Here is a 22963-nt window from a genome sequence, read left to right as displayed (position 1 = left end):
CCCGCAACTGACCTAAGGCCGGCTGGTCTATAGCCATTTCAACAACGGCTTTTTCTACATGATCTTCTACCCGGTTCTTTAAGATCGGTTTTCGTCTGCTGATCTCTTGTAAGGCCAGTTCGCCACCTTGTTCGTAAAGTTCCTTGAACCTGTAGAAACTATCACGGGAATAGCCCATCACTTTACAGGCCTGTGATACGTTACCTAAATGCTGGGCAAGCTCCAATATGCCCATCTTGTTTTTAATGATCTTTGCTTGGATTGTCATAATGCTAATCTCTATTACGTGCGTTAATTAATCGTAACTGTCAGATTAAATTGTGACTATCTCAAATAAACTACCAAGTTCTTACATAGTTTTTTGTGCGGAACAACTTACTTCGCCTATAAGCTAAAATGTAAAAACAAAAAGCTATGCACCCTCGTTAATTAATCGTTCACCCTACGTTTTCCTTATTATCGATAGTTTTCGTTAATAAAGATCAATATAGTTATTTCGCATAAATGACTATTTGATCGGGAAGCCGTATTGGTTTTGTATTATACCCCTTTTAAATTTGTTTAATTGACCTTGGCTAAAAGTTTCTGTAAACTTGGGGGATGAAAATACTTTGTTGAGCCAATCGCTTAATAGCTTGCCTTTTTCCTGCGTATTAAAATAGTTTGAACCGTAACTAAAACTTATGGCACCATGCATTACCAATTCTTTCGGTGTATACGAAATATTTAATTTATCTAATTCCCGTGATAATAAGTTGAGAACGTTTTGTTTGATAGTCTTTTCATCGCTGCTTGAAATATTTTTATTATGCACGCGATATTGAAGCAAATATTGCGGAAGATTAGCGACTTCGGTAACCGCGCTTATTCTTGTCCATAAATCATAGTCTTCACAAAGCAGAAATTTGGGATCATACCTTAATTGTTTTGCTAGCTCCGTTCGCATCATTACCAGCGGGTGTATAAACGGATTGTTAAAATACAATTGTAGTTTAAGATGTTTGCTCTCCACCGGGCGTTGTAACCGCTTAATAACCATGCCATAACCATCGATGATTTCATGCCAAGCCCCGACCATGCCGTATTTGGGATTTTTTTCAAGGAAATTCACCTGCAACGCCAGCCTGTTAGGCGACATGATATCATCTGCATCCATACGGGCCAGATATTTGCCTTTTATTATTTTCAAACCTTTGTTCAGAGTGTGTGCAATACCTTTATTTTCCTTGTTAACCAATAGCCTGATCCGTTTATCAGAATAGCTTTTAAGTATTTCCAAAGTATTATCCGTACTGCCGTCATCGATTATCAGCAATTCAAAATTGGAATAGCTTTGATTCAGAATAGAATCCATGCACGCTCGCAGGTATGCAGCGGCATTATAACAAGGCATTAAAACACTAACGAATGGCGTATTTTGTTTGGGAATGTCTATAGGCTGCTCCTGTTGTTTTCTGACTTCCGAAGCTGATACTTCACGAAAGACCGCAAGCGTATTATTGATCATTTGCTCAAGGGAAAAAGCTTCAGATGCGTGTTTTCGAGCGTTAACAGATAATTGTTTTGCAGCTTCCTTATCTTTCAACAGGAAAGCGAGTTTTTGACGCAGATCTTTGCTGTTTAAGGTTACTCCGTCTTTTCTAAAATCCACTTTTATTCTTAAACCGCAGTCCAGGGGGACAATCTCTTTAAGCCCTTCAACTTCACTTACGATAATCGGCAAGCCAAAACGCATCATTTCGATAGCAGTATAACTGCACTGCTCTGCAAAACTTGGGACTATACCCACATCAGCTAACTGATAGAAATCATACAATGTAGATTTGGATAAATTGCCGGTTAATGTGATATTTGCCCAATATCTTTTGGCCGTTTCCGCGATACGGGTACCATCGCCATTACCGGCAATAATTAACCTCGTTTGATGCACGGTTCTATCTTTCAAAAACTCTTCAAATATTTTAACGAGGTCTACAATCCCCTTTCTGGCGTGCAGAACATGTGCGAAAATCACTATTTGTTCATGCTGCCCAAAGCCGTATTGACGACGCAATTTAGCACGCAGCTTTTCCGTCCTTTGGCTTACCTTAAGGTCAATGCCATTGTATATTACCGTGATTTTTTCAGGTTTTACGTTGAACAATAATTCCAAATTTTCTCTGGCATAATCGGTGACGGTTATAATATGGTCTACAAACTCATAGTTAATTTCCTCCTGATGTAATTGCAGCAAGTTTAAAGGGACCTTTTTCTTTTTGTTGAACGCGTCATCTAAACGATAAAACTCCCTGTAATTGACAGTTACCAGGTCCCGCCACGGCACACAATGTTTGGTCAAAACAATTTTACATTTTATTTTTTGTCTGATATGCCAGGCAAGGCTGCAATGGTTAATCCAGTTTAAATGGATAAGCACATTTTCTTTAACGTCGATATGCTTTTCTAAAACCGTTGTCAAATATGCATCAGATTGATTCTTATTATCCGCGGTCCTCCTAAACCTGGGGACAAAAATATGGTCTGCTCTATTGCCGTTTTCAACGCTGATTTCGGGATTGTTGCTTTCAACCCAAACATAGGTTAAAGCAATATCATCTATTTTTTCAAAAGCCCGGCCAAGTTCTGCTACGTAAGTATTTAAACCATTATCTTTTTTTTCTTTATAATAATCAATTATATAGAGGTTAATTGGCGTCGATTTATTTTCTAACATATTTACAGTATTAATTATCAATTTCCCTTGCTACACTGTCCATTGCCATTTTTTTTGAATAGAAATAGTGCATTCCATAAATTAAAAGCGAGGGTTCAATTTTTTCCATTGCCTTACTTTCCTTAATAAATACGTAAGCATCAAACTGTCTTCGTAAGGGCGAAAACTTATACAAATCCTCGTATCTGCCGCCTCTTGGTATAAACCCACAGGTTAGGATATCATTGCCCAAATAATTTGCCGGGTAATAGAAATAGGGGATCCCTGTATTGAGTCCAGCATATTCAAAGCTGTAAAAAGGTGGTTTTTTTAAAGTATCCGTTACTGTTTTAACATCCATAGCACACTCATCCTGGCTAAAGGTTCCGGTGCCGATTTGGAAGCTGATTGAAAAATATTTTTCCTTATAATATTCCCGGAGACAAAGTCCTAATGTGGTATCACCGGGAAATCGTTCAAGATTTTGAAGGTGCCCGCTATGCGCCAGTATTGCTGCTTTGTCGTCTTTCTTTAAACAATTGTCCATAAGGCCTTTGACGCTTTTGAACATAATAATGTCCCTGTTGGGAGAAGAAGAAAGTTCGCTTTTGTGAGAAATTACGGCATTATTTAAAAAAGAGATATAGCAGTCAAAGTTTTCTTTGCCCATTATGTATTGCAGCGTTTTATCGAAATATGAATGGGTTATTAAGGGACCATAGTTTTTTTCAATAGTATTTTTTAAATACCATACTGCTTTATCCTTTCCAAGTAACGTTAAATAAAAGTTAAATAGATAAAGCTTTTTTTCCTCTGGATCGGAATTGTCAATCCCCGAAATATAGACCTTATTGTTTGACCTTATGTTATAGCTTCTCAACCATGAAAGGAAGTCCATCAACAATTTATGATCAATAAAACATGCCCTAATATCATCCTCTATGGATTTTTCATATTCTTTGGATATCTTCCCCTGTACATATAAGTTCCAGGACAGCGTTGCCGCTGTTGACATTTCCAATAATACAAGCCTGCAGTGATTACTGATAATCAGGTTTTTTATAAACTGGTAATTTGCTTCCTTCGATGTATTGCTACCGTGTGTACTTTCTGCCAGACCAATTAGTTGCTTGCCGTCAAACGCTTTTATTTCTGAAAGCAGGCTGCTGTCGTTCCCGGTTGCTAAAGGCACGATATATTTTTTATCAAGGCTCTTAATCGTTCTTAAACTGTCTTTGGGTTTATCTGAAAAGTAATTGGCACCCGTAATGTCTTTTTTTCCGGCTTTTATTAGAATCCTGTCGATCCAAATATCCTGACTGTCTGAATTATTACCATTATAGTAAATGCTGATCCTTATGGCTTTAGCATCGGAGAGCGTCATCTTAACGGAGTTTTCTTTCCATGACTTACTGTTTATTTTAATAGCGCAGGAACGCTTCTCAATAGCATCCTGATCAAGAGCTGTGACCTTAAACCAAACATCCTGGCTGACATCATCTTTGGAAACTATAGAAATATCATATGTTTCACCGGTTAGGGTAACCGGGAGTATAAGCGTTTTTGAGAGGTTAAAGCGCATAGTGTTTCCCTGGTCAAAATTCTTATATGAAAGTTTAACAGCAGGCTTACCTTGTATGATGGTTGTTTCGTCCTTAAAAAAAATACAATTAAACTTAGAGGATATCCAGGAATGATTGCAGGGGACAACATCGTTGAAATTAAGGTCATATTTTTCGCCAATTGTTTGTGATAAGGCGGAAACGGAAGTAAAAAACAGTATCGTTAACGCGGGTATCAGGCAATATATTCTATTTTTCAAGTTGGGTGAGAAATGTAGTTCTATGCAGATTGCATAGAACTACTATGGACGATGAAAATCTATTTCGTATGAAATTTGGAATTTTATACCAATGAGGCGTAGATATGGCGAGTGTTATCTGCCATATGTGCCAAATATACTTGGATCGTTCTTAGACACGGTCCCAAAAGTGCAGGTTTGAGGATCGTAGGTTTTATAAGTGCCAGAGCTTTCCATGCCTAAAATATCAATTGCATGGCCTGAGTTTCCGGACGTTGAAAGAAGAAGAATTCCCTGAGTACCTGAAGAGTACTGGCCTACAGGGGCGGTGCTTGTATAACCCGAGTGCAACCCATATTGCATGAAAAATCCGCTGACAAATTCTTCCTGGACACCGAGGTAGCCCGAAAAGTTACCGCTGATATGTAAGCTGGCGCCTGAGGCTGCACCATATTTAACATCCACGGCATGGTTGTAATAAGTTACATATTCATCCTGGATTTGCTGAACGGATTTATTCTCTATAAAACCTATAGATTGAAACACACAATCGTTGGGGCCGCCAAGACCAGCGCCTCCCTTAAGTTGTTCCATTTCCTGGATGAGTACGCCTTCCATTTCTTTTTCCAACATTTCAAATGCAAGCTTTCCTTTGTGATTCGGTTTTTTCATTTTTTTGATTTTAAGGTAAACGGTTAGTTTATAATTACCTATAAAGAAAAATAAAAATATTTAATTTTCAAAATTTAAAATGTATTATTATAAAAAAAACTACCTTGGTAGCACTTAACCTTAACCTGAATACTAATTCTATGTTACGTAAGAAATTTCCGAACGACAGGCAATTGGACTTCATGGACTGCGGTCCTTCCTGCTTAAAGATGATTGCTAAGCATTACGGGAAATTTTATAGTCTGCAATACCTGCGGGATAAGTGTGGACAAACCAAGGAGGGCATATCTTTTCTTGACCTAAGCCATGCGGGAGAAGAAATCGGTCTTCGTACGCTCTCTTTAAAATGCAATATGGAAGACCTATTATTAAAAGTCCCCTTGCCTGCCATTGTCCATTGGGCCGATAGTCACTTTGTAGTAGTATACAAAGCGGAGGCTAAACGTTTCAAAAGAAAAAGCCGAGGCGTAGAATCAGGAAGGAAGTTCAACGGCATAATTCATGTATCAGATCCGGCCAAGGGTTATATTAAGTATACTGTACAGGAGTTTGCAGATAAATGGGTCAAAGCGGGCAGCGATAAAGGTATTTTAATGGCGGTAGAGCCCCAGGCAGATTTTTATCAGCGCCAGGGTAATGAAAAAATAGAACGCCGCAAAACCTTTGAAAATTTCTTTAGCTATTTTAAACCTTACCGGAAGAGTTTTGCAAGCCTCTTTGTGGTTATGTTACTGGTCACCATTTTACAAGGACTATTGCCGTTCATTAGTAAAGCGGTAATTGACATTGGAATACAGACCCATGACATTGATTTTATCAATATTGTTCTGCTTGCTAATGTGGCAATTATTATAAGTATCTTATTAAGCAATATTGTCAGGGATTGGATTCTGTTACATGTAACCAGCCGGATCAATATCTCTCTGATATCTGATTATTTAATAAAACTCATGCGTTTGCCTATTACTTTTTTTGAGAACAAAATGACCGGTGATATTTTGCAGAGGGCGCAGGATCATGAGAGAATTCGCAGTTTTATTATGACCAATTCCTTAAATATGATTTTCTCCACATTTACCTTTGCTGTCTTTGGTATCATCATGTTTATCTACAATCCCGTTATTTTTTATATTTTCCTTACCGGGAGTTTAGTTTACGTGGGGTGGGTTATGGCCTTTCTAAACGTCCGAAAAAAATTGGATTGGGAGTATTTTGGTCTCGTGAGCAAAAATCAAAGCTACTGGGTGGAAACTATTGACAGTATACAAGATATCAAGATCAACAATTATGAAAAACACAGGCGTTGGAAGTGGGAGGATATACAAGCCAGACTATATCAGATAAACCTGCGTGTATTGAGTATAACAAACACTCAGAACGTTGGAGCTCAGTTTATAGACAGCTTAAAAAACCTATTTATTACCTTTTACTGTGCCAAAGCAGTAATCAACGGTGAAATTACCTTTGGTGTAATGATATCGATACAGTTTATTATCGGCCTGCTAAATGGCCCGGTGGTTCAATTTATTCAATTTATCATTGGATTCCAATTTGCCAAAATCAGTTTTTTACGATTGAACGAAATCCATCAATTGGAAGATGAGCACGATAATGTAGGCACCAATAACGTAGATATTCCCGAGAATAAGAATCTAACCATCAATAATGTTGCCTTTCAATATACCCCGAAAGGAAGGATCGTACTCCATGGTATACAACTTGTAATTCCTGAAGGAAAAGTTACGGCCATTGTCGGGGATAGCGGGAGTGGCAAATCGACATTGCTAAAACTATTGCTTCGTCTATATAAACCAAGTTATGGCGAAATCATGATCGGCAACATGAATATTAATAACATTAGTCTTAGACAGTGGCGTAATAAATGCGGAGCTGTAATGCAAGATGGCAAAATTTTTAACGATACTATCATGAACAATATCGTGCTGGACGATGAAAAGGTTGACTATGAGAAGTTAAAAAAAGCATTGCACACCGCCAATATTGCCCAGGAAATTGAACAGCTGCCGCTGGGTTATTTGACCATGATGGGGGAGCAGGGAAGAGGACTCAGTGGTGGGCAAAAACAAAGGATATTGATTGCCCGCGCACTTTATAAAGACCCTGATTATCTTTTTTTTGACGAAGCTACGAACAGCTTAGACACAATAAACGAGCAGAAAATCGTGGCCGCCCTCGACAATGTTTTTAAAGATAAGACAGTGATCGTAGTCGCTCATCGTTTAAGCACTATCCGAAAAGCAGATCAAATTATCGTAATGCAGAACGGCATGGTGGTAGAAATCGGTACTCATGATAGCTTGATGGAACGAAAAGAAAGATATTTTCAACTGGTTCAATCTCAAATCGACCTAACGAATGAAATTAAGCCAAGCCCATTAATATCAGTTACCGAGAACTAGAAATTATAACTAAAAACCAGACATTGTTTGAGTAAATCCTTTCTTCCACCTTATCATAAAACTAATGACAGATGAAAAATTAAAACAAGCCGACGAACGTACGGAAGAAGTACAGAGTATCATTGAGCGGATGCCAACCCGGTTCGGCGTTTTGGTTAGCATGATAGTTTTGCTTCTTTTCATATTTATGTTCGTATTTGGCTGGATAGTACGGTATCCGGATATTGTTGTCGGCCGGATTACTATAAACGCTAACGTAGCGCCCCTGAAATTGATAGCCAACAGTAATGGGAAAATTAAGTTAAACCATATAAAATCAATGGATTGGGTTAAGGAGGGTTCGGTAATAGCCTATATTGAAAACCCAACTAATCTCCGAAGTGTGATCTTCGTTGATAGTTTACTGAAATTTTATAATCCTAATAGCGGCGACATCCGGAAAATCTATAGCGAGTTGCCTTATAATTTTTCCATGGGCGAACTTAACGCGAAGTATTATGCTTTTGCAAATAGTCTTCAGGAATTTATGAATTATAAGGACGACAAGTTATTTGATAAACAGGGAGAAAGTTATAAAGAGCTTGAAAGGGAACAACAAAAGGCTGTTTCGGTGGCATTAGAGCGTATAACAATGGTGAAAAAAAGCCTCGACTATTCACACAAGTTTTATTCACGTGATTCCATACTTTTTACCAATAAAGTAATTAGCGAATCGGAAATGGACAAGTCTCAAATGAGTTATTTAACAAGCAAAGATGCACTGCAGAATGCCTATAATAACTTGATAAATGCCAAACAAACGCTACAGCAAACGGAAAGCAAATTACGGGAGTTGGGCATACAGAAACCCGAGAAGGAAAAAGAATTGCGAATTGCATTGATCTCTTCTTACAATGACTTGGTGGACAACATCAAAAGCTGGGAACAGAGATATGTCTTTAAATCCCCTTTTACAGGAAGAGTCCAGTTCTTGAAATTTTATAGTGAAAACCAGTTTGTTCAAACAGGTGAACAGGTTTTTACCGTTGTGCCGAAAGAAGAAAAAGCATTTGGCCAACTTATTTTACCTGCACAGGGAAGTGGGAAAGTAAAACGGGGACAAGAAGTTGTTATTAAGCTGGACAACTATCCGTACATGGAATATGGTTCAATCGTCGGTCGGGTGAAATCAATTTCGTTAACAACAAGCGTTGAAAGATCGGAAAAAAACGAAATGGAAACTTACATGGTTTTAGTTGATTTCCCAAAACAACTAAAAACTAATTATGGGGCGAAACTCGATTTTAAGGCCGAATCTAAGGGTTCGGCTGAAATAATCACCAATGATCGCCGGTTGATCGAAAGGCTTTTTGACAATTTAAAATATGTAACGAAAAGATAGTGACTTTCGCCTGTTATTCTGTAACATAATTGAAACCTTATCGATTTTATAAAACTGATTCTTATTAAAATGGTACCAAAGATTATTCATATTATAGTCGGGCCTAAGGCTAATTTTCTAATAAAAAAATGTATCTATTCATGGTCTGTCTTAAACGATGTTGGTTTTGAAATTATGATTTGGGATGACAATAAGATCCTGGATTTCATGAAAAAGCATTATGCTTTCACGCTCGGAGCAATCGAGAACGCGAGAAATCATGCCGAGGTTGCGGATTTAGCCAGGTATGCAATAGTGCATTATTTTGGAGGCTATTACTTTGACTGGGATATTGAACTATTAAATAAAGGAAGGTTCCTCTATTTATGTGATTCTAATCCGTTGGGCTTTTTAATTCAGGACCCAATTAATCAAACATTGGCCCCGGAAGCTTTCTCTGCTCTTCCCGGTGAATTTTTTTTTAATTGTCTGTTAGACAATATCGTGGATATCTTTTCCAATAATTTTAGGGACTCAATGCCTACACCTCACTATTCCGGACCGTTTAGGATGAGGGAGGTTTTCTATTTTCATAAACAAAGAACCAGACAGTCGATAAAATTAGTGAAAGAGGTTTTTTTGTACGATTATTTAGAAATAAGGCAAATGCCTCCACGCGAAGTGGAGGTACCCATGATACATTATTGGATCCATTCCTGGCTACCTGTTGCAGAAAGCCGTTGATTTGCAGTGTTTTGTAAAGTTGTAGATTGCTTATTGTGAGCTAATCGCTGTTCGTTTTTAAATCAGCCATTAGAAAGCCGGTTTGTTTTCATATATTCAAATAAAAGAAACCGCTGATAAAACCCCGATCTTCGAAGTTTATTCAAAAAATACAAACATTTTTTTTCAAGTTTTGGGAATTTTATTCTAAAATCAAGCAACTCAGTTTCTCCATCAATATCAATTGCTATATGGAACTTTTCTCCGGTCCTCAAGTAATATTTCCGCGAAGTAGAGTCCTCCTTGAACTTTTTAATTTTATCCCAGAACATTTCTGTGTTAAACGTAACATCCCACTTTATTAAATTCCTGTGTAAGAAAAGAATGTTGCCAAGGGGGTCATGTTGCACCATTGTAATTCCATTAAATACTTCATTCTTTCCTTGATATCCACAACTTGCAGTATCAGTTGCTATCATATAATATTCAGTTTTTAAGGCAAGCCATGCAAATTTGAATGTATCCTTATCGCCATACAGCAGTTTATAATAAATATGAGAATGCAAATTTAAGTAGATACATAGATTCAGTTCTCTCCAACAAAGGCTTTTATTGATTAATATTTGACCGCTTTCCTGCTCCGCAGTTTCCAAAAAAGGCACCTCCAGGATATCCCAAATGGGGTTGTTTTTTGGCGTTTTCCAAAAGTCTGGCCAAAAAATCGTTCCATGTTTTTTATAATTTGAATCTTCAAAAATATAAGAGGGGTCATTGGCCGTAATATTGTCCGCGTCTAAAAACAAAACTTCCTTGAATTTACTGTAAAGGATAGCCAAGGGTTTCATAGCAACGCCACTGGCTTCTTTAACAAACCCATAGATGTTTTTGCATTCTACATCAAATTTGGCTAACTCACTCATCATTTCCTGGGAAACTTCATTTCCTGCATACCAAAGCTCTATCGGCAATTTACATTTCTGATATCTTAACATTGAAATCAATACCCATGCGCAAGTGATGTATTTCACTCCACCAGCACAAATCACAATTCCCTTGCCCTCGTATGTATCAGGATATTCCTGAATTGAAGAAACAAAAGCTTTCCAGCTATATTTTGCGTTCTCAATAATTTCATTTGAAAATGAAGTGCTTACTTCCCTAATGCCGGTTTCAGAAAATTTGCTCACTTTATGATTGGTTTAGTTGTTAAGCAGCAAACTTAACCAAAGGAATTATTTAAAATTCAAATAATTAAATATATAAAACGAAGAACATTATCGAAAGGTCAATCGTACAATGGCATTTATTGATCCCCAAATAGACTTCAGGCGTACCCAGCAACTCACGGGCCGCAATTTTTCGGAGATTAACTTCGCTGCCTTTCACAATTCGTGGAGTTGGCCTTTTGAATTGGTCAGGCGTGATGATTTCCCTTTCTTTTCTAAAGGTATCTTTCGTACTCAACTAACATACTAGCCCGGATTTCTGCTATAGGTATAATGTCCGTCGAAAAATAGTCTTGTATGGAAATTCCGGACTCGTTGACCAATGTGTTCCGGAGAAGAGTTCAGGGCGTTCCGATACACGTTGATCATGCTATCCGCCTGAATTAGATACTTTAATTAAATATTCATTAACACAACCCGTTGCTCAAATGAGCACGGAGGATCATGGTCAAGTATGCCGGAATATCCAATATCCTGTATAATCCTTTTAATCTCATTTCCTATAACACTCCTTAAATAAGCGCATGCTCCGATGCTGTAGCTCATAGACAAGCAAATAAGTTCTTTTTTATAGCTTAATTTACCTTCATCATTCAGCTACTTTTTGAGTGTTGAATTAAGGTCAATTTCATTGGATGGGAATTGACTAATTTTTTTGGATAATTATGCTCATTCCTTCCTTACGCTTTGATTTGACCGGCGGCGTTAAACTTACCGCGTCCGGCTGTAACCACAGCCTCCCCAACAAAGTTGGGCAACTCCACAAGGTCGTAACAACTGCGAAGCCTTAACTGTTAGCCTGTTTGAATTTCCCTGCGGTACACCGCATCAAAATGTTTGCCTGTGAACTGATAACCAGGCAAGTGCTAAGATCTGTCTTCTGCAGCTTTTTTTAATTTATTGATACTGTTTTTTCCTAAGAGGGCCGTGCCGGGGCTTCTGATGCCTATTTACCGAAGGCACCGGCGCAGTTTGAACGTCGTGGCTTTTTACGGTTTCCCGTAAAAACGGCCTCAGTTTCTAAACTAATTTTGAATCGACACTAATTAACAAACCTGGTTATGAAAACCTATTATGTAAACACCAACGCCCAGACAAATGGTGACCACGAGGTACATCATGAAGATTGTTCGTTCCTGCCCGCACCGCAGCACCGGAAACATTTGGGTGCTTTCGCTTCCTGCAGAGGAGCCGTTACCGAAGCAAAGGAAACCTACCCGACAGCAGATGGCTGCGCCTTTTGTTCGCCGGATTGTAATAAAGGATAATATGCTGCGATTGCTGATTCCGCCTTACGGATATTGACGAAGTTGTAAACGATTGTCAATACCTGGCAATGAAAGAGATGAAATTATTTTCACTTGCTCTTATTCGTTAAGGGATGTAAAGGTTTAGCCACATCGGTTCGGATGCCAGTTCAAATGCAGGGAAATATATTACAAAGTACATTGCAGAGGCCTGGGCATTGTGTTAACAGCTTATGATGACCTACGGGAAGGTAAGCAATAACGTTTTTGCGGCCCGGAGGAAAAGCTTTCCGGGGCAGATGATACATTATAAAATTCAAATCTCTAATATCAATGGAGCTGATCGATCAACAGGTTATCAACGATAACAAGGACATTTACGCCAGGATACAGACAGAGTTGCTCAAAGCAGAATTCGAGATCCTTATCGCAACGGCCTGGTTTACGGATGAAGATCTCTTTAATATCCTGGTCACCAAACTATCCGAAGGTATTCACCTCGAAATCATTGTTGCTGATAATCAGGAAAATGAAAAGCTGGATTTTAGCCTTTTGAGTTCAAAAGGGGCCATTGTCCATAAGATCAAAAATATCGGTTACGGCATCATGAACCAGAAGTTCTGTGTGATCGATAAACGGATCGCGCTGCACGGTTCTTATAACTGGACGGTGAATGCCCGGAAAAACAACCATGAAAGTATCATTAGTACAAACCACCAGGAAACCGTAGCCTCACTGATTGAGAATTTTGACGCTATAAAAAAGAAAATTGAAGAGGTAAAAGGGGAGACTGGTGACGGGCGATCTCCTGTTGCCAAAAATGAAAGACCCAGGGGGATTCCCATCGAAGTTCCGGCAAAGGTTGGCGCGGAGTTCGAAAAGGTGCTGGATTCGATGATCGCAGCTGAAGTCGGCAGTTTCGACAGGCGGCTATTGCGGGAACAGGGATATGAACGGTGCAGTGCCAACAATGGCGACCACCAGGTATTGCATAAGGCTTTTGATACGCTGTATTCTGTTTTTATCAACGACATTGATGTGATCGACGATAAAAAGAAACGCTTATTGACCAAGATCGAGGAACACCGCGTCAAAAACCTCGACCTCCTGGCAAAAAATTGTGAACTCCAGATTGATTTCCTGCAGCGGGAGCACGAGATCAGTAAGTCGAACCTCGAAACCAGGCGTACCGGATTGGAAGTGGAAGCGGACGTTGCTTCAAAGGACATCGAAGACCTGAAACTTGTCAGAATCCCCTTTCTCGAAAACAAGAATTCGGAGCTCGATCAGCAGATCAAACTGTCGGAGCGGGAATTTATCAAACCAAAGTTCAAATGGTTTGATTTTATTCCTACGGCTATATTCAATCTTGCGCTGCTGGTCTACCTGATCGTTTTTTATTCCTCTGCGGCTTATATTTTACTGTTCAGTGTCGCTGACGCTAAGGAGGCAGAAGCGCAGGGCATGCCAATTGCCGCTGCCCAGATCTTTAATCCGGACGCGATGGGCAAAGCGCTTCATAAAAGCGGTACCGCACCACTCTTTATTTTTCTGTTTGTGATCATACCGCTCGCTTTTGCCGTCATCGATCGTTTTCTGACCAACAAGTGGGCTGTCATCGCCGGGTTCATTTTCGGCATTATCCTGCTGGACGGGGCTGTTGCTTTCAAAGTTACGCAGGCGGTTTATGAGGTCAACTTCGCACGGGGGAACGTCACGGATGCCTGGCGGAATGGGATGGCTTTTACAGATACTAATTTCTACCTCGTATTTGTTTTCGGCGCATTTGGTCTTTTGCTGTTCAAGCTCGCTTTTAAAAAGCTGATGGGGGTTTTCGAAGACCGGAACCCTGACATTTCAATGCAGCGTAATCAGTTGCTTATTTCACACCTGCGGGAAGAAATCAACCTTAACAATGAAAAGATAATGCAGCTCAAAGAGGATGTCTCCGCTTTGGAAAAGAAGATCATCCAGTTTAAAGCTGATATTAAACGCAGTGAAAACGAGCTGGCGGGTTTGCCTGTACTGCTAAACCAGAACCTGCAAAAGAAAAAAAGCCAGCTGATCACGGACAGCAACATCATTGACCAGATCGCAGCCATTTATACAGTGCATATCCAGTCAGATAACCTGCCGATTTCGGTTGACGCACTGAAGGACCGTATCAATGTTTTTCTGGAGGGCTGGAATGATTTTCTGTTTAATGAATACGCCATCGCAAAAGCATCCTTAAAAACTTCCGAGGCAGCAGGCGTAGCGCTTGCCTGGCAGAACGAAAAACTGAATCTGAACAAACTCGACAAGAGGGTAAAATTAAACACAGGTGAATAAGTTTATCATTTCAGGGCTTATCGCGCTGCTTTCGCTGAACTGCAGCAGCCCCCTAAAAAGCGAAAAAGAGCCGGCCGCTCCGTCAAAAAAGAATTATGTGATCACCCATTACAACATCACGTTTGCGCCGGATCTGTCCAACCGGGTCAATCCTAACTTATACAAGCGGCCGCTCAACGATGTACAGATCCTGAACATTATAACCGGTGACCTGTACCCGCAGATTCTGCGCACCCGCCGGTCGGAGAACCAAAAAGACAAACTGCTTGTGGATTTTGTCAATAAAGGGCTGATCTCCGAGTACGCTGTACATACAGACAAGCTCTTCATTGATTTCGGGCGTTTCCCAAACCAGATCGAACGTATAAGCTATATCTTAAACAAAGTACCTGCCAAGCCTACTTTAAAACAGGATATCGCGAAAATGTCGGCAGAGTTCACGCGGATCAATCAGGCGGCCGCCAGCAAGAATTTCGGCGCAGATATCTGGACTTACTTCAACCAGGGAATCGATGACAAACGTGTGCTCCCGGCCGAGGCCCCCAGGAAGGATGAGGAACTGACGGTGGTGAATACTTATCGCAACGTATTGGTTTTGACAACAGACGGCTACATCGAAGCGGGAATATTCGGGAAAGGTTTTGATCTGAGCCAGAAAACAATAAACGATTTCAGAAAGGCATTCTTGGCCTCCGGTGAAAATGATATAAAAGTTTTTTTCAGGAAAAACAGATCGTTCCGGATCAGGCCGGTCAATAATGAGAACCTGAAAAACCTGGAGGTGCTGGTCATGGAGCTTTATGACCGGTCGATGTCGAAAGGGGGCAGTGCGACCGTTCAGCCGACCGATATGGAAATCATGAAACTTTTCTGGACGGACTGGCTGGAGCAATCCAGGGTAAAGCGCTTCGAACTGCATCCGTACGCTAATTCCGCAGGAGAGGCTGAGCAGATCATCCTTAATTTCCTTGGGGTCAGCAAAATTCAATCCTGAACTTATGAATGAACAACCTAAACCTTATCAAATATGAGCTGGTCATATCGTAAGTCCTTCGGATCGGGACCTTTCCGGGTCAATTTTTCTAAAAGCGGTATCAGTTATTCTATGGGAGTAAAAGGGGCCCGCGTTAACGTTGGCCCCAAAGGCACCTTCGTCAGCCTGAGTGCGCATGGTATTACTTACCGGAGGCGGTTACAGGGAACAGCATCGGCAGGGGCACCTGGAAAGCATCAGGTATTACCCGCTGGAATTGACGAAGGCCATCGTATCGCTTCAGCAGATATCGGGCAACTGACAGATACGGATTCTATGGACTTCGTTTCCGAACTAACCCGGAAAGCAGGCCTGATATCTTATGTGAACTGGCTGGGTATGCTACCGCTCCTGATTTTTATTACCGTCATGCTCTTTACTTCTTTTGGCAGCCGGACTGTGGTCAGGCGGCCTGCAAGGGATAGTATGTCTGTTACGGTGACCTCCTATGAAGGTGCAAACATCCGGAAACGCGCGGATGCCGGTTCTGACATTGTCAGAGCGGCAGTTTACGACGAAGCTTTTCGTTTGACCGATTCAACCCATACAAAATGGGTTGGTGTGGGCTTTCGTGATTCTACCGGATATATCAACCGGCGTTTTGTGCGTATCGATCATGTGCCATTGGAAGAGGTTGCAGAAACGCAGGTATTCCTGGCCAATCCATATGCCGCTTATGAGTTCCTGGTTGGCATCCTTGTTTTTACGGTACTTATCCACTGGTTGAGGAGGCTGGACAAAGAGCGCTTTGAGATGGAACTGCATTACGACATGGATCCGCAGTTTCGCCAGGTTTATGAGCAGTTTGGTACTCATTTCGCCCGGTTTTCCGGTTCAGCAAAGATCTGGCAATATCTGAATGCACAACAAACCAGTGATTATAAACGGAATGCCGGAGCGGGTAAGCTCATCAAACGGACATCATTGCGGGGTGTGTTCGCCCATAAACCCCCGCTTCCATATTTCATCACCAACGTATCCACCCCCTGCCTTAAACTGAGCAACCTGGAATTTTATTTTCTGCCGGAAAGGCTGCTGATCAAGGAAGGAAACACATTCGCGGCAGTGTTTTATAAAAACCTGCGGATAACCGGGTATACGACGCGTTTTATTGAAAATGAGTGGCTGCCGCCGGACACACAGGTAATAGATCAAACCTGGCGGTATGTCAATAAGCGCGGAGGACCCGACAGACGCTTTAACAATAACCGTCAGATCCCCGTTTGTGCTTATTCCGAATATACAATGACCTCGGATACCGGGATTTATGAAATAATCTCCACCTCGAAAAAAGGCGCGATGGACGATTTCGCAAGCTTTCTGGGTCAGATCGGCAACCTACAGGCAAGGATGTCTATAGGCTAAGCCGAAGGCTAAAATCAATCAGGCTGATGAAAAGTGCCCGGGAATTAATTAATAAATTTTGTCATAGCTAAAACTTAATATGATCATGGATTTTAAAGACCAGATATTACAATTAGCTTCCCGCGTCGAAAAGATGCTGCCCCAGCTCAAGACCGAGGAAGCCACCAAGAACGCCCTCATTATGCCTTTCATACAGGTATTGGGCTACGATGTATTCAACCCCTTCGAGGTCAACCCCGAATTTATCGCCGATATCGGCATCAAAAAAGGGGAGAAAGTGGACTACGCCATTATGAAGGACGGAGAACCCGCCATCCTCATCGAGTGCAAGCACCACCTCGAAGACCTCGATCCGCACAATTCCCAGCTGTTTAGGTATTTCCACACCACCAAGGCGAAGTTCGGTTTACTGACCAACGGGTTGACCTACCGCTTCTACACCGATCTTGTCGAAAAGAACAAGATGGACGCAACCCCTTTCTTCGAGTTCAATATCACCGAAATCAAAGAAACGGAGATCGTCGAACTCAAGAAATTCCATAAGTCGTATTTCGATGTGGAGAGCATCACCAATACCGCCAGCGAGCTTAAATACCTGAATGAACTGAAAGGCCTGCTGAATAAAGAGATGATCCTGCCCTCGGAAGCGTTTGTAACCTTCCTGACCAAACAAGTTTACTCCGGGGTGATCACAACCAAGGTGAAGGAACAGTTTACCCCGATCGTGAAGCGTTCCCTTAACCTCCTGGTCAGCGATGCGATCAGCGAACGGCTGAAATCCGCGCTGAACCAGGAAAAGCAGATCGAAGTCGCCGAAGCCGTGAAAATGGAAGAAGCCGTAGCCGAACCGCAAACCGGTATTATTACCACCGAAGAAGAACTCGAAGGCTTCTATATCGTTAAATCCATGCTCCGGCAGCACGTAGGCGCCAACCGCATCACCTACCGCGACGCCCTATCCTACTTCGCCATCCTCCTCGATGATAACAACCGCAAAACCATCTGCCGGCTTTACCTCGGAACAGGCAGGAAATACCTCGTCGTACTGGATGAAGCCAAGAAAGAGGTCCGCCACGAGATCCAGTCCGTAGATGAAATCTACGCCCACCTGGATGCATTGCTCGCGGTGATACAACGACTGGAGAAAGTTAAAGTTTAATTGTCATGGCGTACCGGTTTGAAGAGTATAGGACCGCGGTGCTCCGGGATTACGAGAAGCAAAAAGCGTCGGGCAAACTGCCGCTGAAGCTTGCTTTTCCCACAGTGGTTAATTTAAAAGAACATGCGCTTTCTGCCTGTAAAGAACGGTTTCTGCGCATAGATGAGAACGTGCTGATTTCATTCTTTGAGCGACAGTCAGATCCGGACGCCTATATAGATGCAATCAATAAGGCTGATGCTGACATTTTCCGGCCAGTGAACTATTTTTTAAAAGGGAGGACACAAAACCCGGAAGAAAAGCAGATCGAACTACTGGCCTGGTTAACCGATTTCGCAAACCGGCCGTACTCGAATTACATTTCGAAAGTGACAGAAAAAAAAGGAGTCCGGGCCATCATAACTCATATTGGAGCCATTCCCCAAACCCTTTGGGAACATATCCCCATAAAGTATTTAAAGCTTTGCATTTATATAATAATACCGGTTCTTTTTTTAACCCTGTTCCTGTTAAAGGATATTGGCGGTCCAGGTCGCGCTGCACCTGGGTTTGTTTACGTTTGCGAAAGCCCAACCGCAATAAGATATCATCTGCGGATTAACTGTATAGGCTTACGTAATTGTCAACATCGCATCATAAAGATCAGCGTGAACGACGCAAAGCAAACCGGGCTGACGCTTTGCCACCTGGAAGGTGGTTAGCGACCGACCCGTTGAATAAAACGGATCAGAGATTTGTAACACGTTGTAGTAAAAAAGAACAATTACTTAACAAGCTTTTTCGGGCTCCTGTTACCGAGGTAATTATTAAAAATCAACCAATTTAGAACATACAATGAATATTAAACTTACCCACATTTTTGCACTCCTCATGGTTGCGCTGTCATCATGTGCTAACAATAATACCCAGATCGCGGAGAACACTTTTATTCACGGCGATAAGATCTATAAACTGATCGATAACGAATTAAGGGAGATTGGCGATCTGAATGCCAAAGAGATAAAAAAGTTCGAGATCTCAAAACCTAAACAACGGGATTTAGGTTCGGCTTCCCTGAGCTTTGTTAAAAAGGGGGCCTATACAACACTCAAAGCCTTGTACAGGGGCAACTATTTATACTATACATTGAAAGTGCAAGGGTTGAACGACTTGCGTGATAATTACCAGCCCGGGCGGATCACCGTAGAATTTATCGACGAATTTGGCTTTATCCTCCATTCGACCGAAATACCGGTTTCGGATTTGACCGCTATAGTTGGTGACGACGGCAAACCGACGGAGTTCGTCTACAATGGGAAGACCGAAATGAGCACCGAAATAAACGCTGCCATTAAATCCTATGATGTTACAGCCGGTATAAGACGTAAATCCTTTTATGGCTATTAACTTACTAAAGCATGGAGGTGTTCGATATAGCTGTTAGGTTAAAATAAATCAATAAAATAAACTTTATAACAATGGCAAAAGCAAAGGCTGCAGCAACTGAAGAAGTGTCCCTGGATTCCGGTAATCCAGCGATAAACAGACCAAGACTTACCAAACTCATTATTAAAAACTTTCGGGCTATTGGCAATAAGCCGGTCGAGATAGATCTTGATGACATCGTAGTCTTGGTTGGAGGAAACAATGTCGGTAAAAGCACCATATTAAAGGCCTATGAAGTTGCCATGTGCCAGGGCTCGAGTAGCGGGATACTCTCCATTGATGATTTTCCACGGGGTGAAGTGAATTTAGATGAGCTGCCTGAGATTGAAATTCAAACTGTCGTATTTGACAACGCGCCCGGGGAAGAATGGATCTCCATGACAGATCAGGGGGAAAGATTAGTACGAGAGAAATTTACATGGTCGGAACCAGGAAAGCATTCTAAAAGGCAGGGATGGGACTCAAAGAAGAATACGTGGAGCGAAAAAGTTCCCTGGGGCGCGCCCAATGTTGCTAATTCCCGGAGACCCGAACCACACCGGGTTGATGCGTTTGATGATCCCGCAAAACAGGCGGAAGAAATTAAGAAACTCCTTAAAAAGGTACTTGACGATAAAGTAAAGCAACATAAAGGATTTGAGGATCAGGAGAGCGTGTATAATTCATTATTAAAACAGGTCGAAACGCTTCAGCATGTTATAGTCGCCGAAGCTGAGAGCGAAATAAAGGAAATCAACCAGGAGTTGTCGCGGATGATCGGCCGGGTCTTTCCTAATTATAAAGTTGACTTCGATCCGAGGACGACTGATGGAATTGATAAAACAATCAGTTTATTTAAAGGTGAGGCGCAATTGTTGATGGGACCCGAAGACGGTTACATGAGCAGTATAGAAAAACAAGGAAGCGGTGCCAGGCGAACATTGCTCTGGTCGGCATTGAAATATATTTCAGAAACGAAATCAAAGAAGAACGACGATGGAACACCGGCTCGTCCGCATTTGTTGTTATTAGATGAGCCTGAAATTTGTTTACATCCAAACGCCATCCGGGAGGCCTGTAATGTGCTGTACAATTTACCAAATCACCATTGGCAGGTAATGGTGACTACCCATTCGCCTATTTTTATTGACCTTTCCAAGGATAACACAACCATTGTAAAAGTAGAACGTAAAGCAGATGATTCTATCGTCGGCACAACTGTTTACAGACCCGATCGCTTAAAATTAAGTCCGGATGATAAATTAAACCTCAAATTATTAAACATTTTCGACCCTTACGTCGCGGAGTTTTTCTTCGGAGGTAAAACCATTATCGTAGAGGGGGACACAGAGTTTACGGCCTTAAAGTATGTCATACAAAAGAAGCCTGAAGCATATAAAGACATTCATATCATAAGAGCCAGGGGTAAAGCTACCATCATTTCTATGATTAAGGTTTTGAACCAGTTCGGGGCTGATTATGCTATTCTTCATGATGCTGATTCGAAACTGGCAAGCAATGGCAATGCTAACCCGGCCTGGAAGATTAATGAAAATATCCTAAACGAAGTACAACTGAAGCCCGAAGGGGTTAAAGTAAGATTACTTTCTTCCATTACGACTTTTGAGACAGCATACTTTGATGAAGATATAAAAAATGAGAAGCCTTATAACGCTTTGCAACAGTTGAGCACAAACCCGGATTTTTTTAATCGGGTTGAACGGTTGTTGTCGTGCCTCATTGACCATGCTGCAAGCCCTCCTGAAAAATGCATCGAATGGAAATCTATGGAAGAACTTGAAATTGCTTGTCAATAAATGAATTGGCTTCAGAGCATTATTCGTAATTCTTAAACACTTATTAATTGTAAAAACTGGTTAAATGAGGGCACGAAAACTGCATTCCCAAAACGGGAGTACATTTTTGTCAGCGAGGTTAAACCGGAGATTCCCTGAAGATTCGGTATTATACGGGTGAGCAAATAGTGGCAACAGATGGCTACGTACTTGGCACCTTGCGTCTTATTGATACGGAGCTGCGGAAAATGATTGAGAAAGAACAAAGGCTATTTAAAAACTTAGCGGTGTGGTGATGGAGCAGAATGAATTTTGGTAGCATAATCTTCGCTGCTGCAGAAAAGAGATGAGTTTATCACCATTGCCAGCCATCAGATGAGGACGCGCGTTACTGCCTTAAAAGCTGGCGTGGAGATACGGCATACCCACCAGGGTAATGAAACGTTGCCTTTGCAAGACACGACGATCAAACAGGCCAACCGCAGCATCAGCAAGCTCGCCTACCTGGCCAACAAACTGTTTTATGTGAGCCGCCTTGGTGTACGAAAATAACCCTGAAAAAGACCGTGTTTCGGCTGGGGGAATTTATGAGGGACTGTTTTGACTTACTCAGCGTACCAGCTAAACCTGAATCGCTTATTGAAGACGACCCGGCCACCGAAGTACGCAACGATGCAGGAAAGATTGAACAAGTGATGGCGAACGTCGAGGAAAACGTGGTTAAACATGCTTAAATACCGGCGTTATCCAGTTTCGTGTCGAAAAGGCGGGCTACATTGTACGGATCAGCTTTAGCGATAAGGGGGCTGGAATACATCCCGATCAGCTACCGCCTATATTCAACGTTACTTCCATACCAAAAATCTTGCCTTGCAAACAGGGCTCGGTTTAGGCCTTTATACCTGTGCGGGGATCGTCAAGCAGCATGGCGGTTAGATAGGGTGGTGAGTGAAGTCTGCGAAGACGGTAAATTTTGGTTTACGCTGTCTTTAAATGGGTGCGAGCCTGAGTTCCCAAGACCTGCTTGAATTTAGGTGCGGTTTGTAAAACATATAACGCAGGTAAATTAAGCACCCAAAGATTAAATACATTTAGTGAACGGTTGCCCGTTTTACGATAATAAATAGTTATCCATTGTTAATTGTCGATATCGCTGTTAGCTTATACGAAATTATTATCAACCGTTATTGACGATTCTGATGTGTTTGCGTGTCCATTTTGAATAGTTATGGAGGTGTAATAGCCACTATTTGATCTGACAGTTGTGTGTTTTTATAAGTTGTCAGATTGAATTTGTGAATATAGTTTTTTCTCGTCTAAATGCATCGACACAGATTCTTCTGAGCCCTTTTTATGAGGGCTCTGAAGAATCTGGTCTTCGGCGAGACGCTCCAATAGTTTTTCCTGTGCCATAGGAATGCTATCGATCAGCGTTTGCATCGGCGTTTTGCCGAAACAGTACTTACCGCTATGCGTCCTTTCATTGTTGTAATTATCCATCCACCTGTCCAAATCTAATTGCAGTTCAGCTATGCTGCGATAGATCTTTTTTCGGAAAGCGATAGCATAGAACTCATCCTGGATAGTGCGGTGGAAGCGCTCACAGATTCCATTGGTTTGTGGACTTTTAGCCTTTGTTTTAGTATGGTCTATATCCTCGATGGCCAGGTATAACTGGAATTCATGCTGCTCTCTTGACCCGCAATATTCCGTGCCCCTGTCAGTAAGTATCCT

18 protein-coding genes and 1 pseudogene are annotated in these 22963 nt (G+C 41.5%); 13 read left to right on the top strand and 6 right to left on the bottom strand.

The features are described 5' to 3' along the window. The 4 genes from LX99_RS24895 to LX99_RS24880 form a co-directional block, all read right to left on the bottom strand. Positions 1–268: helix-turn-helix domain-containing protein (locus LX99_RS24895; protein WP_146203222.1), on the bottom strand; the 268-nt coding region annotated here is incomplete at its 3' end. A gap of 240 nt (positions 269–508) precedes the next feature. Continuing rightward, positions 509–2713 (bottom strand): glycosyltransferase, encoded by a 2205-nt coding sequence (locus LX99_RS24890; RefSeq protein WP_109611000.1) that lies wholly within the window; start codon positions 2711–2713, stop codon positions 509–511. Between the two features lie 10 nt (positions 2714–2723). Next, positions 2724–4514, bottom strand: a complete 1791-nt coding sequence (locus LX99_RS24885) for an erythromycin esterase family protein (RefSeq protein ID WP_109610997.1) — start codon at positions 4512–4514, stop codon at positions 2724–2726. A 114-nt stretch (positions 4515–4628) separates the two neighbouring features. Beyond that, complete coding sequence (locus LX99_RS24880; protein ID WP_109610994.1) at positions 4629–5165, bottom strand: hypothetical protein; 537 nt, start codon at positions 5163–5165, stop codon at positions 4629–4631. Between the two features lie 140 nt (positions 5166–5305). On the opposite strand from LX99_RS24880, the gene LX99_RS24875 reads away from it, so the two are divergent. The 3 genes from LX99_RS24875 (at position 5306) to LX99_RS24865 (ending at position 9689) form a co-directional block, all read left to right on the top strand. Then, entirely contained in the window at positions 5306–7585 is a 2280-nt protein-coding gene (locus tag LX99_RS24875; RefSeq protein ID WP_109610993.1) for a peptidase domain-containing ABC transporter, read from the top strand. Positions 7586–7649: 64 nt separating this feature from the next. Next, positions 7650–8966, top strand: a complete 1317-nt coding sequence (locus tag LX99_RS24870) for an HlyD family efflux transporter periplasmic adaptor subunit (protein ID WP_109610991.1) — start codon at positions 7650–7652, stop codon at positions 8964–8966. A 69-nt stretch (positions 8967–9035) separates the two neighbouring features. Continuing rightward, positions 9036–9689 carry a glycosyltransferase gene (locus tag LX99_RS24865; RefSeq protein ID WP_109610989.1) on the top strand — a complete coding sequence of 218 codons (654 nt, stop codon included), beginning with the start codon at positions 9036–9038 and terminating at the stop codon, positions 9687–9689. A gap of 62 nt (positions 9690–9751) precedes the next feature. On the opposite strand, the gene LX99_RS24860 is transcribed toward LX99_RS24865, so the two are convergent. Then, positions 9752–10855: an alpha-mannosyltransferase gene (locus LX99_RS24860; RefSeq protein ID WP_109610987.1), complete on the bottom strand. Its 1104-nt coding sequence runs from the start codon at positions 10853–10855 to the stop codon at positions 9752–9754. Between the two features lie 1100 nt (positions 10856–11955). On the opposite strand from LX99_RS24860, the gene LX99_RS24855 reads away from it, so the two are divergent. The 10 genes from LX99_RS24855 (at position 11956) to LX99_RS25850 (ending at position 21963) form a co-directional block, all read left to right on the top strand. Next, positions 11956–12162 carry a hypothetical protein gene (locus LX99_RS24855; RefSeq protein ID WP_109610984.1) on the top strand — a complete coding sequence of 69 codons (207 nt, stop codon included), beginning with the start codon at positions 11956–11958 and terminating at the stop codon, positions 12160–12162. 312 nt (positions 12163–12474) lie between these two features. After that, positions 12475–14472, top strand: a complete 1998-nt coding sequence (locus tag LX99_RS24850) for a phospholipase D-like domain-containing protein (protein WP_109610982.1) — start codon at positions 12475–12477, stop codon at positions 14470–14472. Continuing rightward, positions 14465–15466: a hypothetical protein gene (locus LX99_RS24845; RefSeq protein ID WP_109610981.1), complete on the top strand. Its 1002-nt coding sequence runs from the start codon at positions 14465–14467 to the stop codon at positions 15464–15466. Before LX99_RS24850 ends, LX99_RS24845 begins: the two co-directional genes overlap by 8 nt. Positions 15467–15499: 33 nt before the next feature. Next, positions 15500–16870: a DUF4236 domain-containing protein gene (locus LX99_RS24840; protein ID WP_109610978.1), complete on the top strand. Its 1371-nt coding sequence runs from the start codon at positions 15500–15502 to the stop codon at positions 16868–16870. A gap of 85 nt (positions 16871–16955) precedes the next feature. Then, a complete protein-coding gene (locus LX99_RS24835) occupies positions 16956–18029 on the top strand; it encodes a type I restriction endonuclease (RefSeq protein WP_109611002.1) in 1074 nt (357 codons plus the stop codon). A 5-nt stretch (positions 18030–18034) separates the two neighbouring features. Then, positions 18035–18730, top strand: a complete 696-nt coding sequence (locus LX99_RS24830) for a hypothetical protein (RefSeq protein ID WP_109610975.1) — start codon at positions 18035–18037, stop codon at positions 18728–18730. A 133-nt stretch (positions 18731–18863) separates the two neighbouring features. After that, positions 18864–19415, top strand: coding sequence for a hypothetical protein (locus tag LX99_RS24825; protein ID WP_109610972.1), 552 nt, complete (start codon positions 18864–18866; stop codon positions 19413–19415). A 71-nt stretch (positions 19416–19486) separates the two neighbouring features. Beyond that, positions 19487–21250, top strand: a complete 1764-nt coding sequence (locus LX99_RS24820; RefSeq protein WP_109610969.1) for an ATP-dependent nuclease — start codon at positions 19487–19489, stop codon at positions 21248–21250. A 354-nt stretch (positions 21251–21604) separates the two neighbouring features. Next, positions 21605–21781: a hypothetical protein gene (locus LX99_RS25855; RefSeq protein WP_170122795.1), complete on the top strand. Its 177-nt coding sequence runs from the start codon at positions 21605–21607 to the stop codon at positions 21779–21781. Positions 21782–21816: 35 nt separating this feature from the next. Further along, on the top strand, positions 21817–21963 hold the full coding sequence (locus tag LX99_RS25850; RefSeq protein ID WP_170122794.1) for a hypothetical protein: 147 nt from the start codon (positions 21817–21819) through the stop codon (positions 21961–21963). A gap of 649 nt (positions 21964–22612) precedes the next feature. Here LX99_RS25850 and LX99_RS24815 read toward each other — a convergent pair. After that, positions 22613–22963, bottom strand: a pseudogene (locus tag LX99_RS24815) (integrase core domain-containing protein); the annotation flags it as partial.

This window comes from Mucilaginibacter oryzae, assembly GCF_003148845.1.
In the GTDB taxonomy this organism is placed as follows: Bacteria; Bacteroidota; Bacteroidia; order Sphingobacteriales; family Sphingobacteriaceae; genus Mucilaginibacter; species Mucilaginibacter oryzae.
Note: the sequence above shows the minus strand (reverse complement) of the source record. Positions and strands in the feature narration are given on the sequence as shown.

Bases quoted from the DNA above. Each gene is read 5' to 3' on its own strand.
- LX99_RS24880 (WP_109610994.1), bottom strand. From the start codon at position 5,165: ATGAAAAAACCGAATCACAAAGGAAAGCTTGCATTTGAAATGTTGGAA.
- LX99_RS24840 (WP_109610978.1), top strand. From the start codon at position 15,500: ATGAGCTGGTCATATCGTAAGTCCTTCGGATCGGGACCTTTCCGGGTC.
- LX99_RS24890 (WP_109611000.1), bottom strand. From the start codon at position 2,713: ATGTTAGAAAATAAATCGACGCCAATTAACCTCTATATAATTGATTAT.
- LX99_RS24820 (WP_109610969.1), top strand. From the start codon at position 19,487: ATGGCAAAAGCAAAGGCTGCAGCAACTGAAGAAGTGTCCCTGGATTCC.
- LX99_RS24875 (WP_109610993.1), top strand. From the start codon at position 5,306: ATGTTACGTAAGAAATTTCCGAACGACAGGCAATTGGACTTCATGGAC.
- LX99_RS24825 (WP_109610972.1), top strand. From the start codon at position 18,864: ATGAATATTAAACTTACCCACATTTTTGCACTCCTCATGGTTGCGCTG.
- LX99_RS25855 (WP_170122795.1), top strand. From the start codon at position 21,605: ATGAGGACGCGCGTTACTGCCTTAAAAGCTGGCGTGGAGATACGGCAT.
- LX99_RS24830 (WP_109610975.1), top strand. From the start codon at position 18,035: ATGGCGTACCGGTTTGAAGAGTATAGGACCGCGGTGCTCCGGGATTAC.
- LX99_RS24855 (WP_109610984.1), top strand. From the start codon at position 11,956: ATGAAAACCTATTATGTAAACACCAACGCCCAGACAAATGGTGACCAC.
- LX99_RS24835 (WP_109611002.1), top strand. From the start codon at position 16,956: ATGGATTTTAAAGACCAGATATTACAATTAGCTTCCCGCGTCGAAAAG.
- LX99_RS24870 (WP_109610991.1), top strand. From the start codon at position 7,650: ATGACAGATGAAAAATTAAAACAAGCCGACGAACGTACGGAAGAAGTA.
- LX99_RS25850 (WP_170122794.1), top strand. From the start codon at position 21,817: ATGAGGGACTGTTTTGACTTACTCAGCGTACCAGCTAAACCTGAATCG.
- LX99_RS24850 (WP_109610982.1), top strand. From the start codon at position 12,475: ATGGAGCTGATCGATCAACAGGTTATCAACGATAACAAGGACATTTAC.
- LX99_RS24865 (WP_109610989.1), top strand. From the start codon at position 9,036: ATGGTACCAAAGATTATTCATATTATAGTCGGGCCTAAGGCTAATTTT.